The 15,997-nt window shown below is 38.8% G+C and carries 15 protein-coding genes; 5 read left to right on the top strand and 10 right to left on the bottom strand.

The annotated features are described in order from the left end of the window. Nucleotides 1–124: 124 nt before the first annotated feature. Together AC4E8C_RS24515 and AC4E8C_RS24510 are read left to right on the top strand one after the other, a co-directional pair. Complete coding sequence (locus tag AC4E8C_RS24515) at nt 125–1,528, top strand: sucrose-specific PTS transporter subunit IIBC (protein ID WP_490209231.1); 1,404 nt, start codon at nt 125–127, stop codon at nt 1,526–1,528. Between the two features lie 63 nt (nt 1,529–1,591). Beyond that, a complete protein-coding gene (locus tag AC4E8C_RS24510) occupies nt 1,592–3,007 on the top strand; it encodes a sucrose-6-phosphate hydrolase (protein ID WP_490209230.1) in 1,416 nt (471 codons plus the stop codon). 72 nt (nt 3,008–3,079) lie between these two features. On the opposite strand, the gene AC4E8C_RS24505 is transcribed toward AC4E8C_RS24510, so the two are convergent. The 6 genes from AC4E8C_RS24505 to AC4E8C_RS24480 form a co-directional block, all read right to left on the bottom strand. Further along, a complete protein-coding gene (locus AC4E8C_RS24505) occupies nt 3,080–3,367 on the bottom strand; it encodes a putative quinol monooxygenase (protein WP_490209229.1) in 288 nt (95 codons plus the stop codon). Beyond that, complete coding sequence (locus AC4E8C_RS24500) at nt 3,360–4,496, bottom strand: Gfo/Idh/MocA family protein (protein ID WP_490209228.1); 1,137 nt, start codon at nt 4,494–4,496, stop codon at nt 3,360–3,362. The genes AC4E8C_RS24505 and AC4E8C_RS24500 overlap by 8 nt, the downstream gene beginning before the upstream one ends. A 193-nt stretch (nt 4,497–4,689) precedes the next feature. Further along, nucleotides 4,690–5,337 (bottom strand): DUF2306 domain-containing protein, encoded by a 648-nt coding sequence (locus AC4E8C_RS24495; RefSeq protein WP_490209227.1) that lies wholly within the window; start codon nt 5,335–5,337, stop codon nt 4,690–4,692. A 16-nt stretch (nt 5,338–5,353) separates the two neighbouring features. Then, nucleotides 5,354–5,857: a GNAT family N-acetyltransferase gene (locus AC4E8C_RS24490; RefSeq protein WP_490209226.1), complete on the bottom strand. Its 504-nt coding sequence runs from the start codon at nt 5,855–5,857 to the stop codon at nt 5,354–5,356. Between the two features lie 84 nt (nt 5,858–5,941). Beyond that, a complete protein-coding gene (locus AC4E8C_RS24485; protein WP_490209225.1) occupies nt 5,942–6,538 on the bottom strand; it encodes a TetR/AcrR family transcriptional regulator in 597 nt (198 codons plus the stop codon). Nucleotides 6,539–6,571: 33 nt separating this feature from the next. Continuing rightward, complete coding sequence (locus AC4E8C_RS24480; RefSeq protein ID WP_490209224.1) at nt 6,572–7,216, bottom strand: VC0807 family protein; 645 nt, start codon at nt 7,214–7,216, stop codon at nt 6,572–6,574. Nucleotides 7,217–7,521: 305 nt separating this feature from the next. Between AC4E8C_RS24480 and AC4E8C_RS24475 the strand changes: the two genes are divergently transcribed. Then, on the top strand, nt 7,522–8,895 hold the full coding sequence (locus AC4E8C_RS24475; RefSeq protein WP_490209223.1) for a serine hydrolase: 1,374 nt from the start codon (nt 7,522–7,524) through the stop codon (nt 8,893–8,895). A gap of 106 nt (nt 8,896–9,001) precedes the next feature. Here AC4E8C_RS24475 and AC4E8C_RS24470 read toward each other — a convergent pair whose 3' ends face one another. From AC4E8C_RS24470 to rluF, 4 genes are all read right to left on the bottom strand, one after another. Next, complete coding sequence (locus AC4E8C_RS24470; protein WP_490209222.1) at nt 9,002–10,450, bottom strand: L,D-transpeptidase family protein; 1,449 nt, start codon at nt 10,448–10,450, stop codon at nt 9,002–9,004. A gap of 230 nt (nt 10,451–10,680) precedes the next feature. Next, nucleotides 10,681–11,871 (bottom strand): SpoIIE family protein phosphatase, encoded by a 1,191-nt coding sequence (locus tag AC4E8C_RS24465; RefSeq protein WP_490209221.1) that lies wholly within the window; start codon nt 11,869–11,871, stop codon nt 10,681–10,683. Next, nucleotides 11,871–12,716, bottom strand: a complete 846-nt coding sequence (locus AC4E8C_RS24460; protein ID WP_490212646.1) for an alpha/beta fold hydrolase — start codon at nt 12,714–12,716, stop codon at nt 11,871–11,873. The genes AC4E8C_RS24465 and AC4E8C_RS24460 overlap by 1 nt, the downstream gene beginning before the upstream one ends. A gap of 248 nt (nt 12,717–12,964) precedes the next feature. After that, the gene (rluF, locus tag AC4E8C_RS24455) at nt 12,965–13,672 is read right to left on the bottom strand and encodes a 23S rRNA pseudouridine(2604) synthase RluF (protein WP_490209220.1); all 708 of its coding nucleotides are present in this window, start codon (nt 13,670–13,672) and stop codon (nt 12,965–12,967) included. 243 nt (nt 13,673–13,915) lie between these two features. On the opposite strand from rluF, the gene AC4E8C_RS24450 reads away from it, so the two are divergent. Both AC4E8C_RS24450 and AC4E8C_RS24445 read left to right on the top strand, forming a co-directional pair. After that, the gene (locus AC4E8C_RS24450) at nt 13,916–14,080 is read left to right on the top strand and encodes a hypothetical protein (RefSeq protein WP_490212645.1); all 165 of its coding nucleotides are present in this window, start codon (nt 13,916–13,918) and stop codon (nt 14,078–14,080) included. Between the two features lie 140 nt (nt 14,081–14,220). Then, the gene (locus AC4E8C_RS24445) at nt 14,221–15,948 is read left to right on the top strand and encodes a L,D-transpeptidase family protein (RefSeq protein WP_490209219.1); all 1,728 of its coding nucleotides are present in this window, start codon (nt 14,221–14,223) and stop codon (nt 15,946–15,948) included. The last annotated feature ends 49 nt before the right edge of the window (nt 15,949–15,997 follow it).

Below are 15,997 nucleotides of genomic sequence, written 5' to 3'. Positions count from 1 at the left end.
TGTGTAATCGATTCCATACCTTAAGTAAGGAATAGTATCTTATCGCTTGCAAAAGATAATCAATCATCCTTTATTTATTTTTATGTAATCGATTCCAAGAAAATAAAAATCAGGGGTGAAGACAATGTCGGAAAATCGCAAAATAGCAGAAAATGTGATTGAAGCAGTCGGGGGCAAAGAAAATATTCAATCGGTTGCCCACTGTGCTACTAGACTACGAATCATGGTTATGGATAAAGATAAAATCAACCAAGAACAAGTAGAGAATATTAACAAGGTGAAGGGAGCCTTCTTTAATTCTGGACAATTCCAGATTATCTTTGGCACCGGTACCGTTAATAAAATTTATGAAGAGGTTTCGCAGCTGGGTCTTGAAACGATGTCCACATCTGATTTGAAAAAAGAAGCGGTAAAAAGCGGAACGAGATTTCAAAGGGCAATTCGTACCTTTGGGGATGTTTTCGTACCCATTATCCCTGTTCTCGTCGCGACTGGACTTTTTATGGGTCTTCGCGGTTTGGTCATGCAGGAACAAATTTTAGCTATATTTGGCATGAAGCCGGACGATGTGTCACAAAACTTCTTATTATTCACGCAAGTGCTGACAGATACAGCCTTTATATTCCTGCCTGCCCTTGTTGCTTGGTCAACGTTTAGAGTTTTTGGTGGAACACCTATTATTGGATTAATTTTAGGACTCATGCTTGTCTCTCCTTCCTTGCCAAATGCCTATGCTGTTGCAGGCGGTACTGCTGAGGCAATTAAATTCTTCGGCTTTATCCCTGTTGTTGGATATCAAGGTTCGGTGATTCCAGCATTTATCGCAGGTATTATTGGAGCGAAACTTGAAAGAATGATTCGAAAACGTGTGCCTGAATCGCTGGATTTACTTATTACACCGTTTCTTACCCTTCTTGTGATGATTGTTCTTTCGCTATTAATCATTGGACCTATTTTTCATACGGTTGAACAAGGAATCCTAACAGTTGCTACAAATGTCCTTTCATGGCCATTTGGTATTAGCGGTCTAATAATTGGTGGCTTGAATCAGCTTATTGTCATCACAGGTGTTCACCATGTTTTCAACATGTTAGAAATTCAGTTATTAGCTGAATTCAAAAATAACCCATACAACGCGATTGTCACTTGTTCGACTGCTGCCCAAGGCGGTGCGGCGCTCGCTGTGGGATTAAAGACTAAATCGGCAAAATTAAAAGCATTAGCATTGCCATCATCGTTCTCGGCCTTTTTAGGAATTACTGAACCAGCTATATTTGGGGTTAACTTACGTTATGGTAAACCATTTATTATGGCCCTTATTGGTGGTGCTGTGGGTGGATTTACGGCTTCAATTCTTGGTCTTAAAGCAACAGGTATGGCCGTTACCGTCATTCCTGGAACCCTGCTTTACTTAAATGGACAAATCTTACAATATATTTTAGTGAACGTCATTGCAATTGCTGTAGCCTTCATTCTAACTTGGATGTTCGGCTATTCAGATAAGGTAAAGAAAGAAATGGAAGAGTAAGAGGGGAAAAGGCAAGATGGACTTGCCTTTTCTTTTTAGAAGAGACAGCAAGGAGGTACAGCTATGACAGACAAAGAGGCTCTTCTTATTCAAAAGGCTTACGAAGTAGTGAAAAAACATCAAAACAAAGACTTACATGATCCTTATCGATTAACGTACCATCTAATGCCGCCAGTTGGATTGTTAAATGATCCTAATGGATTGATTCAATATAAAGGTGTTTATCATGTGTTTTATCAATGGAACCCATTTGCTACGGCACATGGAGCGAAATTCTGGGGGCACTATACCTCGAAGGATATGGTTCATTGGCAGGAGGAACCGATTGCTTTGGCCCCAAGTGAGTGGTATGAAAAAAACGGCTGTTATTCGGGAAGTGCAGTTGAATCAGATGGAAAGCTGTATCTCTTTTATACCGGTAATGTAAAGCAGGAAGATGGGACACGAGAGACCTATCAATGTCTTGCGGTATCTTCCGATGGGATTCATTTTGAAAAACATGGGCCAGTTCTAAGGCTTCCTGCAGATTATACTGCCCACTTTCGCGATCCTAAGGTTTGGAAAAAAGCGGATCGTTGGTATATGATTCTGGGTGCACAGACCCTGGATGAAAAGGGAACAGCTGTCTTGTTTACTTCAAAGGACTTGTTCCATTGGGAGGAAGCAGGCAGGATTGCCGGCTCTGGAATGAATGGTCTGGATGATTTTGGCTATATGTGGGAATGTCCAGATCTTATTCATTTAAATGGTAAAGATATATTATTGGTATCACCTCAGGGGCTGGAGCCATCTGGATACTTCTATCATAATTTGTTCCAGTCAGGCTACTTTGTTGGAGAATTAGATTATGAAACTCTTACCTTTCAACATGGCCCTTTTACAGAGTTAGATCGCGGCTTTGACTTCTATGCACCGCAAACCTTTACAGATGAATTAGGAAGAACCCTTCTTTACGGCTGGATGGGAATAACGGATGAGACAGAATCCTATCAACCAACGATATCCAATCACTGGGTGCATGCGTTAACCATACCAAGAGAATTAGTAGTTCATGACGGTAAAGTTCATCAAAGACCGGTGGCAGAATTAAAAAAGCTCCGCAAAGATAGAACAGTAGTTAAAGATAAAGGAAATCAAATCCAGTTAAATGGTGTAACAGCAGAATTACTGCTAGAATCATTGGAAACTGGTCACTTTCAAATTTCCTTCCGAAATGAAGCACAACTATGCTTTGATTCGGATCAACAAGAAATCCATTTACAACGAAGAAATGTAAAGACAGGTGCTTTAGAAACAAGAACCTGCAAAATAGCTTCTGTTTCGAAGCTTCATATCTTTATGGACCAATCCTCTTTAGAGATTTTCATCAATGAGGGTGAAGAGGTATTTACAGCACGTTATTTTCCAGATCCTAAAAACGATACGATTATCTATCATGGTGAGGCAGAATTTGAAGTAACTAAGTGGGATCTTGGTTAGATCAACGATTAGTAAAGTGGTGGATAGGATAAAAATAAATGCCTGTCATCGCGGGTGTGACAGGCATTGCTTCTATTTTACTTCTTTATATACATTAATTTCTGTACTTTCTCGCATTCTTCGAAGTTCAGGAACGATTGTAACGATATGTTCACTTTGATTATGTAACTTGATCGCCTCTTCATCTTCCCATTCTTCAATGGTTGTCAGGATGAATGGATCCTGGATATCTTGATAATACGTGTACATGATACAGCCTTTTTCTTTTCTCGTTTCAGCCACCACTTTTTTAGCAAGAAGTAAATATTCTTCAATGTTGACATCTGGTTTGAGTTTTCCCTTACAAATCACCTTAATCATTTTGTTTTTCCCCACTTTTAGGCATAGAGCTTTTGATTTTTCCTTGTAACTTTTCGAAGTAAAGATCGGCATTAACAGGATAATCGACGGTTTGGTTTAACCAGGATGATAAATAAATAGCATTTGCCATTTCTACACTTGTTAATCCATCCTCGCCAGGTGCAAGGAGTGGAGTTCCTATCATAATGGCATCTATCCAATTTTGAATGATTCCTAGATGACCAGGATTTTCTTCCTCTATTGGAATGTTCATTTCCTGATACTCCGGCATACCAAAGTTACCTTTAAAAGTTGCATTAAACTCTCTTTCTGATTGATCTAAGCGATAAAAGGTAAGTTTATTATTTTCCACGATAATTTTTCCCCGGTCACCGGCAATTTCAAAACGATTGGTTCCTGGAGCTTCCCCTGTGGAGGCTATAAACACACCGGTTGCCCCATTTTCATATTCCACGTAGGCAGTCACATCGTCTTCTACTTCAATTTCATGATATTTTCCATAATGGCAGAAAGAATGAATCCGTTTTGGAATAAGGCCAGTGGTCCATTGCCACAAGTCTAGTTGGTGAGGAGCTTGATTAAGTAAGACTCCCCCTCCCTCACCTTTCCAGGTTGCTCTCCAGTTACTTGAATCATAATAGCTTTGGGGCCGATACCAATCTGTAATAGTCCAATTGGTTCGTTTGATTTCGCCAAGTTCCTCTGCCTGAATCATTTGCCGTAATTTTTTATAAAGGGGGTTGGTTCGTTGGTTTAACATAATTGCAAATACTTTACCGCTCGCTCTAGCGGCCTCATTCATGGCTGTTACTTGACCGCTATAAACACCTGCAGGTTTTTCTACAAGTACATGAATCCCATGAGAAAAAGCTTTTATTGCTAAATCGCAGTGACTAAAATGTGGTGTAGCAATAATGACCGCATCAATACCTGACTCTTGGAAAAAGGCATCTTCATCTTGATAATATTGAATGTTGCCCGTTGTTTGACTTTTAATGTACTCCAGCTGAGCATCTCGGCCACAAACTGCCGTTAAACTGGCACCTTCTACGTGGCCTTGATCCAATTGAAGAGCATAAGATTTACCCATACTACCAATCCCAATAACACCAACTTTGATTTTCCCCATTTTTTACCTCGCTATTTTTATTTTTTTGTATACGGGGGTCAGACCCCGTTTTACTGGATATTAAAGTGCATTTTTGATTGTCAAAATCATGTTTTTATATTCTTCGTCAGATAAGTAGGTTTTTCCTGGGTTCATTTCGAAAGTCGATCCCCAATTTTTCTTTCCTTCGTATTTCGGTACAATGTGTATATTTTTATTGTACGAATGAATGAGGAGACAAAGACTGTTTTCTTTTCGTTCTTTTCCATTCAACAAAAAGAAGATTTAAAGCAATAGCAAGATAAACGGCGATTGGAAAACTGATGGATGCATCCAAAAAAATCGAGAATGGAATAACAATTATTCTAAAGGAAACAAAAACCCAGGTAATCGCGTAACTTCGTAAAATCCACGTTTTATGTGAGGGTATTCTCTTTTGGAATCCTCGAATGACTCCCATAGCTGTTGTCCCGAGCCAAAAAGCATTCAATACGAGGAAGGCAATCATCGTTGTCCGGCCGCCTGTAGAAAACAGCGAAATATAGGGAACTAATAAGACATTGATAAAAATAGTAAACCCATAAATTTTACCTAAAAGTCGATGCAGCTTAGGGTTTTTACGGCTCATTTTAGTTAATTGGAATGGACCAATAGCCAGTGCAATCGTACCAAGAATAATATGCGGATAGAAAAATGTTTCCCAAACGACCAACTTAAAGTCCGGGTTTTCCATTTTCCCTTTTACCATGGGTGCATTTTCGGTCCCCAATATAAAAAACATCACTAAAATATAAGCACTGAATAATAAAACAGTAAAATAAAGTCCCAATACAGCCCAATTTACCTTTTTGCTTTTTTGCACAATCATATTCCTCCTATTATTGGATGATTTTTTCAAAACAGAAGTAAGGCTCTTTTCTTAAGGGAAACCTGACGGCCCCCATAATTTGATAACCAGCCTTTTTATACATTCCAATGGCCTCTGGGTTTTGGGAATACACATCCATACGAATACTGGTGTATCCTTGTTTTAAGGCATATTCTTCAGCAAAGTTTAGCAGCTTTTTCCCTATTCCTTTACCTTGATGGAAAGGATGGACAGATAATCGATGAATGATTAATGGCCTGCCGGTCTGATCACCCCACTGAATCTTCAAATACTGTTTGCTTTCGTTCGTATCTAGAACAATGGCACCAATCAGCTGATTTTCCTCTTTAACTCCAAAAAGAGTCCCACTTTTTAAATCATTTTTCAAAACAAAACGATTGGGATAAAAACGGTCCCATTGATCAATTCCTCTTTTTCGTAAAGCTGAAGTGACTTCAGCATAGAACCGCTTCACTTCAGCTAATTCCTGTAATCCAATAGAGACGAATTCCATTTTCAACACCTCATAAACCGGCAGTCGGTTTGTTAAAAGGGTGGGCTTTCCTTTTATAGATTTTGCCCACTCTAATTTTTTTATTTATGATAATGAATTGATAAGTAATTTAAAGATATCACTAGTTGCTACTTGTTGATCTTCAGAAGAAGAAAGAAGTTGCGTTACCCTTAGTCCATAGGAAAAGGTCATAAATAAGGTAGCCATTTTCTCAGCATCAATATGTGGGGGAATCACACCATTTTTTTGCCCCAACTCAATCCAATGAACACCAGTTGCTTTACTATATTGGTAAACATTATCTAAAATGCTTTTAACCTTTTCATCATCATGGCTTAACAAATAAATGAATATTAGGTTCCCTACATCATTGGGATTCTGTCTACTATGGAAAAATTGAGTGACCATTCCAAAGCGTCCGGCGTCAGAGGCACCACCCATACTGTGACTAACAATCTGATTGAATTTTTCATTCTCATGTTCAATTTTGGTTTTAAAAATAATCCCAAACAATTCATCCTTGCTAGTAACATAGTGATAAATGGCCCCTTTAGAAAGACCAGATCTTTCAATAATGTCTTTGAGAGTCGTATTCCTGCAGCCTTTTTCCAGAATAAGTTCTTCAGTTGCTGATAAAATATTCTGAAAGCTTGGGTTATCATAAGAAGTGGGATTAGACATTTTTCTACCTGCCTTATTAAATTTCTAGATGCCTTATTTTACATTTATTAATAAATCTAAGCGAGTTTTTGCATATCTTCGATAAATGACGGTCCATAAGATCGTTACCCCGATTATACTGTAGAAAATGATTTGTGAAACAGCTAAAAATGCTGAAATGGACAGTTCATACACGAGAATTGTTTTAATAACTGCTTCGGCTAAAAGGGAAATTCCCCACACGGCAGTCATTAGTCTTATGACAAAGCGAAAATAAGGGATTTCCCAATTATATGCAAACTTGCCTTTCTGTTCTGACTCACCACTTGAACTGAATCTAATCGCAAAGTGGTAAATGAGCGGTTTTGAATAAAATAGTGAACCAATGAAGATCAATCCTAATATTCCCGTTACTAGTGACTCTCTCATTAAGATTAATTTCTCACTGCCTCCTAATAAAAACGCCAGTAAGCTTAGAACGAAACCTGTCAACATAAATAGTCCGAAAGCATCCGCCTTCCTGTGTTTCACAACATGGTAAAGATTATCCAGCAATGGAACTAACGTTGCAATCAGCAATGAAACAAAACTTGAGAAATAATCCAAGAGTAAATTATATAAGACAACAGGTACGAGTCCGTTTATTAAGATACTGATAATAACCGATAGAATAACCTTCCTTTTAGAGGCAATGTTCAATTCGTTCTCTCCTTCCTTTTTTTGTATTTATATTCCATATCATATAAACCGACCGTCGGTTTGTCAAAGTTTTTTTGAAAAAAATTGATAAAATTTTTAATTTTGGCAATCCCGAAGAAAAAGTGGCGGCTGATTTTGCTATCCTTGCAGTTGGCTATAACAGGGTTTGATCAAATTGAGCCAGTGGTTTGGTTTCATAGAATGCTAATCGAGTGGTGAAGGGTAAAAAGTCCTAAAATTATCTATTTTTTTCAAAAGAGGTGAAGTATTATTATATAAGATTAATAGATAGAAAGGATGAAAAAATGAAATCGTATAAAAAAATAGTCGCATGTGCTTTGGTAGGAATGACCATGCTGTTGGTGGGGAAAATTCCCGTAAATGCAGCAACCATATTGGGCTCGGATGTCACTAATTATGTTACCTCGAGGAGTAACACGGTATCTGTTGGTATTTACGATGCAAACACAGGAAAAACATATACATACAATCCTTCTAAAACGTACTACACGGAAAGTGTTGTAAAAATGTCAATGCTTGCAGATGTTCTCTATCAAAAAATACCGATTACAAGTGCCGAAAATTCACTGTTAACGAAAATGATAGAAAATAGTAATAACAGTGCTGCAAGTACAATCTGGCGGCAGCTTGGCAGTGATCAGAGTGTACAGTCGTTTTTTCAAAAAGCAGGAATGACCAATACGGTTGCAGGTACTGGAGGCTGGTGGGGCCGTACCACCACCACTGTTTTGGATCAACTTACGATGATGAAATACTTTGCTTATCCGAATACATTATTAACAGATTCACAAAGAGCATATGGGCTTAATCTGATGCGAAATGTACAGGCAGATCAACGCTGGGGGACAGGCTCAGGAATTCCGACAGGAGTGAGCGTTGCCTTAAAAAATGGCTGGGTCACTTCCAACCCGCCTAGTACACTATACGTTAACAGTGTGGGTCATATAAAGGGGCAAGGTAAAGATTATGTCATAGCTGTCTTAACAACGAATAATAAATCCCTATCCTATGGGATTGAAACGATCAATAAAATTTCCAGTTTAGTTTGGAATGAGCTTCCAGGCATGGGTTGGGTATTTGAACATGGTAATTGGTATTATTATACTGCAAGCGGGAAATATACCGGCTGGCTTTCCAATAATGGTTACTGGTATTACCTTGATTCTGCAGGTGTGATGAAAACGGGCTGGATAAAGTACGGTGACTCATGGTATTACTTAACTAGTAATGGGGCAATGAAGACTGGCTGGCTATTGGATGGCGGGGCATGGTATTTCCTTGACCCAACTGGAGCGATGAAGACTGGTTGGATTGAAACAGGTGGTAAAAGATATTACCTTCAGTCTAATGGTAAAATGAAAACAGGCTGGCTGCTGACTGAAGATAAATGGCAATACCTCATGCCAAGCGGTGAAATGCGTACCGGCTGGATCTTGCTTAAAGGCAAATGGTATTACTTAAATTATACCGGGGCAATGGAAACGGGCTGGATTGATTTAGCAGGTAAAAAATACTTCCTTGCCGATAGTGGAGAAATGGTGACAGGCTGGCTGCAAAACGATGGTAACTGGTATTATTTCTATCAAAATGGGGATATGGCTGCTAATACGGTCATCCAGGGTTATAAATTGGGCCCGGACGGAGTATGGATTCAGTAGGATTTGTTAAAATCCTTGCGTTAATGGAAATGACCATTCAATATAATAAAAAAACAGGAAATCAAGTGCGATTTCCTGTTTTTTTAACCTTTTATAGAAAAGTAGTTTAATAGATGACAACCGGCTCATAGGTACTAAGATTTTCATACACGACTTTCATTGCATCTGGTTGTGTATTGACACAGCCATGCGAGCCTGCATTAAGATAGGCAACACTGTTCCAGTTTGTCCGCCAGCTGGCGTCGTGGAACCCTTGCCCATCATTTGTAAACGGAGCCCAATAATTCACTTTTACCTCATAACTAGGTTTTCCCCCGAGTTCTCTGCCCGTTAATATGGAAGGTGAACGTTTATAGAGGATATACCAAACTCCTTTTGATGTATCATTGCCGGTACTGTGCGTGCCGGTAACGACATTCGTGGTAATGACTAGTTTTCCGTCTTTGTAGATCCAAATACGTTGTTCTGCAATCGACACTTCCGCATACGTATCGCCAATCCCATTGTTCGCCGTCGTATCATAGCCATAGCCTTCACCCTTCCAGCCATGTCCGTAAGTATTCGAAGCAGTAATAGCCTTTTCTCCTTTTTCAAAAGCTTGTTGAACCAGTACCATTTCTTTTTCGACATCTAATGCCCAGCCATATCCTTTTCCTTTTACAGATATGACCGAACCTAAATGTGTTTTGAAGTTAAAATTTTTATCTAATGTGGACTGAGTACTATTAATCTCCGCAATCTTATTCTTAATATCATCCGTATCAATTGTAACCTTTAAATCTTTGGAAACAGTGGCGTTTTTAATTAAATCACTGGCTTTTAATGTATAAACTTTATCTTGTACTTTATAATCAACCGTATGTTGAAGGAGTTCTTGCAGCTTTTTCTGTTCGTTTTTGACAACTTGACTGTCTTCTTTTATCGGCTGTTTGTAAATGGGTGACAGGCGAATTTCACTGGTGTATTCCTGCTTCTCATAGTCAGCTAGAAGACGGTCGGCATCCAGTTGCTCTCCATTGATGCTTTTAGTGATAACAACTTTCCCTTGTTCTAAATGCACCTCTGCATCTTGCGGAGCTTTTAAACTTTTATTCATAGATACTAGCTTTTCTTCAACTTGCTCTTTTAATGTTTCGCTGCGATACTGATCCAGTGTGCTAGGCATTAAGGAATATTCTTTAGACTTGGAGGAAGGGAAAATGGTCCGCTGGCTTGTTAATAATTTTTTTACAGCGGGGAGATCCTTTTCCGTAAATTTCATCTCCGTATCTTTTCCATCTAAAATTTGCTTGTCTCCAACATAGACTACATTTTTTAAGACGGATGTTTTTAACGTTTTAAGTGCCTGGTCTGCAGTCAGTCCGCCGACATCTGTGCCATTAATTTTGATATGTGAATTAAAGTGATTTGCCTGATAATAGCTTAAAGCTGCAAATATGAGAGCAATAATAATAACAATACCTATTGTAATAATCCTCCAATTTGTACCACGTTTAAATTTGGTTACTCGTCGGTGATCATGTTCTTCCCTTGATTCACTTACTGTACTTCCCATAATGATTCCCCCTACAACCTGGTGATTCAACTATAATCGTCCACTAACTTTAGATTTTAGGTTTATCCACCACAGATTACAAATGTTTTACTTTAATATTAAATTAATATTACTATTATACAGGATGTAATCAATGAAGTATGTCGTAATTTGTTTTTTTGTGAAATAAATATATAAATAAAAAAAGAGGCTGACATTTCTGAATTAAATCAGGAATGCAGTCTCTTTTTTCATATTTTAAGATCAATTAATATAAAGCATTGGTCATCACTCTTATGATAGGTATTTTCTTCGCTTTTTAGTGATTGTAAAATTTCCTCATATAGTTCAACGATGGATAAGGATCGATGTTTAATCATTAAAGGAGATAAATAATTGGTTCCAAGCGGGTCGGCGCCATCTGTATAGAGCAGCAGCCTTCCCCCTTTTTTGTAGGAGAAAGAGTTAGTTTCATAGATAATTCCCTCAAATGTACCCAGCGGCGGTACAGAAGAATGTAATTCCACTTGCTGTCCACTAGGATCCTGCCATAGTGCTGACGGATGACCTGCATTGATATAATCAATAGTTTGCTTTTTCGTATCGACTAAAAGAAAAATGGCCGTACAGTAATGCCTTGTTTCCTCGTTTTGTTGGAATAATTCATGCAGGTGGTGGTCCAGTTCTTTCATTACAAAATCAACTGGTAAACCCATGGTAATGTATTTTTGAAATAACGAATGCAGCGACATGGTGATCATGGCAGAGGAAGTACCATGTCCCATCACATCAATTAGAATAATTCCATATCGATTTTGGTCAATTTGATAGATTCCATAAATATCACCTGATAAGGCACTCGAGGCTCTGTAAAACACCTCAATTTGAATTTGATCGTTCTTAATTGGTGCAGTCAGTAATGTTTTTTGAATTTTTCCAGCCAGTTCTAGTTCTTGCTGAGTTTGCTTATTTCGCTCGACCAGTTCTTCCTTTTTAGCTTCCAGCTTATGAAGAGTAATTTCTAGGTCATTCAAGGCCTGATGCTTGGCATGCAGTGCAGCCTCTGCCTCTTTTTTGGCAATCAGTAATTCATTCTCAAACTCGTTCCGTTTTCGCATCTGGATAAGAATGCAATCAATGGTCATACCATCATTGCCCTTTTTTTGGACCGCATTAAGCAGGACGGGGATTTCCTCCCCTTTTGATGACGATAAGGAGACATACATTTCCTCAATATGGTTTTCTACTTTTATAAGTGGATAGAAATAGAACTGGAAAAAGAGACGAGCGGGGACAGATAGAATCGTATGGACATGCTGTCCCACCGCTTGTTCCTGATTATAGTCAAGAATCTTGAGCAAGGTCTGATTAATTGCTAAAATGATGCCGCTTTCTGACAAAGTCAGAAATCCACATGGTGCATTATCTAAATGTTCATCCATTAAAGAGGAACTCCTTGTTCGTAAAGTTCCGCTTGTTTGAAAACGCTGTCTAGATATTCTTGGATTAAACGGATCGTCTCCTCGGGATGACTCATATGCGGACAATGTCCTGTTGCTTCCATTTCCTTCAGTATACTAGTTGGAAGCTGTTGTTGAAGGTATTCGCCTACTGTCTTTGGCGCAATAATATCATCAGAACATTGGAGAATCAGCGTTGGTACCGTGACTCTATGTAAGTCCTTTCGATTGTCTGAGAAAAAAGTAGCCTCGGCAAATTGGCGGGCAATAATTGGATCAGTGGAGCAAAACCGATGATTTAGCTCCTCCTCAACTTCAGGGTAGTTCGGGTTATTCATAAGCGTTGAAGCAAATACATTAGCCCAGCCTATGTAATTCTTTTCCATCATTTCTATCAGTCCTAGAAGCTCCTCTTTTTCAAATCCTCCATAATACTGGGGCGGATCATTTAAATAGCAGGGTGAGGGTCCAATCATAATGAGATTGGAGAAGTATTCAGGATGACTTAGGGATGCCAGCATCCCAATCATACTTCCTACAGAGTGGCAGACCAATATAGAATCTTTTAAATCTAAGGCAGCACACACATCAAGGACATCTTGGGCATAGCCTGTCAGTGTACTATATCTATTAGTATTATATGCTTGTAGATCGGAATTACCGGAACCTACATAGTCAAACAAAATAATTTGGTAATCATCTTCGAAGGCTTCAACTACGGCCTTCCACACAGTTTGGTCACAGCCAAAGCCAGGAGCAAATAACATCGATTGTTTACCGTTGCCTTTAACCTTTACATTATTACGAAATAGGATATCTTGGTTCATCAATGATAGGTCTCCTTTCTTGTATGAATACTACTATACTAACACTATCTACTACGAATACCTTGTTTTTTCGGTAAAATAGGTAGGTTTTACCATGGGGAAATTTTTTTATTTTAGCTATTATTTACTTTTTATCAAAATAGCTGTGTGTAAAAGAATAGAGCCATCAAATTAAAAGGAGGATGAGGAAACAAGTCAATTGTTCCATTCATCCTCCTTTATCGAGGGAAATACTCAAACCTTGTTTCTTACCATTCTTTTGGTTGATAGTTTAAGTCCTCAAATAACTGTGTCCGTTCCTTTTTACTCAAATCTCGCCATTGCCCCACGGCAAGATTGCCTAAATGAATGTTCATAATCCTGGTACGCTGCAGTCTGGCAACCTCATACCCAAGGGCAGCACACATCCGGCGGATTTGTCGATTCAATCCTTGCGTTAAAATGATTTGAAACACATATTTAGACAACTGCGTGACCTTGCAGGGAAGTGTTTTCGTATTTAAAATCTCCACACCTCCGGCCATCTTCTTAAGAAATTCAGCCGTGATCGGCTTGTTGACGGTGACGATATATTCTTTTTCATGTTTGTTCTCGGCACGAAGAATTTCATTTACAATATCCCCATCGTTCGTCAGCAGGATGAGGCCCTCAGATTCTTTATCGAGTCGGCCAATATGAAAGATTCGTAACGGGTGGTTCACGAAATCAACAATATTTCCTTTAACATGCCTTTCTGTCGTGCTCGTAATCCCAATGGGTTTATTTAAGGCAATATAGACATAGTTATTGGTGACCTTGACTGGGCTGCCGTCAATTCGAACAACATCGCCTGGTTCAACCTGGCTGCCGATTTGGGCAACTTGACCGTTAATCGTCACCCTTCCTTCGTTAATTAACTTATCTGCCCCTCTTCGGGACGACTTTCCTGACTCACTAATAAACTTATTAATCCGCATCGAACCACAACCTTAACCTTAAGTGGAATTTGTATCATTAAGAATAACCTAAATCGCATCATGTTTTCAACTTATGGTGCCTGACACCCTTGCTACTATTAGCAGTTTGGTAATGTGGCGGAAAATGATCGGTGGCTAAAATCTACATAAATAGTTCGCAAATTATGGAAGAAAGTGGATTGTTTTTTCAATCTATAAAACTATAATGATTTTAACTTATTGACTTCATTGTTTGCGTTTAAAATGCGTGCATGGAGAAAAGTGATCCATATTTTGATTCCTCAATTTATACCGATCAGATGGTGGCACAATTTATTACATAACCATATTGCCTTATTACTAAGAGCCTGGTTCCTTAATCACAAAGATATGGCGATTACAATCGTGCCCTATCACTTAAAAAAATAGAATTGTCGAAGGAAAGATGATCTATGAAACTATTTTTCTAAAAAAAAATAAAAATATTACAAGTTTTTCTCCAAATTATGACAAAAAACACTAGTATGTCATGGTACTGTAATATAAACTACATATTTGGGGAGATGAGTATGAAGAAATTATCGCTTATTTTTGTTCTATTATTTAGTATTTTTTTCTTACATGTACCGGCAGCAGATGCTGCTAGTTCACAATTAATCATCATTAATAAAAAGACGAACACACTCGCTTTTTATGATGGCGGCAAATTGGTTAAAACCTTTAGTGTAGCAACCGGCAGATCAAGAGAGTTAACACCTGAAGGGAAATTCAGGATTGTGAACAAAATTGTTAATCGGCCATACTACAAAGGTAAAATTCCTGGCGGCGACCTGCGTAATCCATTAGGTAACCGATGGATGGGGTTAGAGGCTCTTGGTACATATGGTACAACATATGGTATTCATGGGAATAACAACGAAAGTTCTATCGGCAAGTATGTAAGTTCAGGCTGCGTTCGAATGCACAATGAAGAAGTTCGTTGGCTGTTTAGTCAGGTTCAATTGTATACGACTGTTGTCATTACTTATTCTGATAGCAGCTTTGATGCAATTGCGAAGGCAAATGGCTATGCCGCTAGTTCAAATGGCTGGGTCCTTTCTAATGGTGCCTGGTATTACTATGTGAATGGAACTCCTAAAACCGGATGGCTTTCGAATGGCGGTAAATGGTATTTCCTAAATAGTTCTGGCGTCATGAAAACAGGCTGGGTATTGGATAACGGAAAATGGTATTACTTAGAAAAAAGCGGTGCGATGAAGACCGGCTGGCTATTAGATAAGGGTAAGTGGTATTACCTTGAAAATAGCGGTGCCATGAAAACAGGCTGGGTGTCGTATAAAGGATATTGGTATTACTTAGATAACAGCGGTGCGATGAAAACAGGCTGGGCGTTAGATGAAGGCAAGTGGTATTACCTTGATAACAGTGGCGCGATGAAAACAGGCTGGCTGTTAGATAAAGGTACGTGGTATTACCTTGAAAATAGCGGTGCCATGAAAACAGGCTGGTTAGATCTAGGTGGCAAGAGATACTTCTTAACTGGCAGTGGCGCCATGAAAACGGGCTGGCTTGAAACAGATGGTAAGCGGTATTACTTCAATCCTGGCAGTGGAGCAATGGCTGTAAATACTGTCATTGAAGGCTATAAGCTTGGACCTGATGGGGCAGTGTTAGAAAAAGTTGAATATGTAGCATTAGGAGATTCCTTAGCGGCAGGAATGACGCCGAATGGTGAGGATCGTCCAACGGATTTAGGCTACCCTGATTATATCGCGGAAAACTTTAAAAAGGATTTTGACTTAAGAGATTTTGATAATTACGGAGTTTCTGGATTCAAAACTACACATGTGATTGAACAATTAAAAAATGAAGAGGTTCAAAAAGAAATTAAAGAAGCAACACATGTGACCATCGATATTGGGGCGAATGATTTGCTTCCAGTCATTCAAACAAATCCAGCGCAGGCTCCTGCTGTAATTGCAACAACTGCGGCAAATATTAATACTATTCTTAGCACCATTGATCAATTAAATCCAAAAGTGAAGGTCTATGTAATGGGTTATTACAATCCATTCCCATACCTGCCACAAGAACAGCAGGCACAATTATTGCCACTACTTGCTGGATTAAATGGTCAAATTCAAGCACAAGCGGTTCAGCATGGCGATACATTTGTACCTACTGATGCTGTAATCGCAAGTAATTTCAAAGAGTACCTTACTAATCCGGCCAATATACACCTAAGCCTATTAGGCTATCAAGTGTTAGCAGGAGAGTTCTGGAAAGTTATTAAATAGTGTGCCTGGCACCAACATGCGTAAAATAGTTTCATAGGTACTGAATTGG

This window comes from Neobacillus sp. SRL179 (assembly GCF_984799095.1).
Note: the sequence above shows the minus strand (reverse complement) of the source record. Positions and strands in the feature narration are given on the sequence as shown.

Coding starts and splice junctions, on each gene's coding strand:
- AC4E8C_RS24515 (WP_490209231.1), top strand. CDS start 125: ATGTCGGAAAATCGCAAAATAGCAGAAAATGTGATTGAAGCAGTCGGG.
- AC4E8C_RS24510 (WP_490209230.1), top strand. CDS start 1,592: ATGACAGACAAAGAGGCTCTTCTTATTCAAAAGGCTTACGAAGTAGTG.
- AC4E8C_RS24505 (WP_490209229.1), bottom strand. CDS start 3,367: ATGATTAAGGTGATTTGTAAGGGAAAACTCAAACCAGATGTCAACATT.
- AC4E8C_RS24500 (WP_490209228.1), bottom strand. CDS start 4,496: ATGGGGAAAATCAAAGTTGGTGTTATTGGGATTGGTAGTATGGGTAAA.
- AC4E8C_RS24490 (WP_490209226.1), bottom strand. CDS start 5,857: ATGGAATTCGTCTCTATTGGATTACAGGAATTAGCTGAAGTGAAGCGG.
- AC4E8C_RS24485 (WP_490209225.1), bottom strand. CDS start 6,538: ATGTCTAATCCCACTTCTTATGATAACCCAAGCTTTCAGAATATTTTA.
- AC4E8C_RS24475 (WP_490209223.1), top strand. CDS start 7,522: ATGAAATCGTATAAAAAAATAGTCGCATGTGCTTTGGTAGGAATGACC.
- AC4E8C_RS24470 (WP_490209222.1), bottom strand. CDS start 10,450: ATGGGAAGTACAGTAAGTGAATCAAGGGAAGAACATGATCACCGACGA.
- AC4E8C_RS24465 (WP_490209221.1), bottom strand. CDS start 11,871: ATGGATGAACATTTAGATAATGCACCATGTGGATTTCTGACTTTGTCA.
- AC4E8C_RS24460 (WP_490212646.1), bottom strand. CDS start 12,716: ATGAACCAAGATATCCTATTTCGTAATAATGTAAAGGTTAAAGGCAAC.
- rluF (WP_490209220.1), bottom strand. CDS start 13,672: ATGCGGATTAATAAGTTTATTAGTGAGTCAGGAAAGTCGTCCCGAAGA.
- AC4E8C_RS24450 (WP_490212645.1), top strand. CDS start 13,916: ATGCGTGCATGGAGAAAAGTGATCCATATTTTGATTCCTCAATTTATA.
- AC4E8C_RS24445 (WP_490209219.1), top strand. CDS start 14,221: ATGAAGAAATTATCGCTTATTTTTGTTCTATTATTTAGTATTTTTTTC.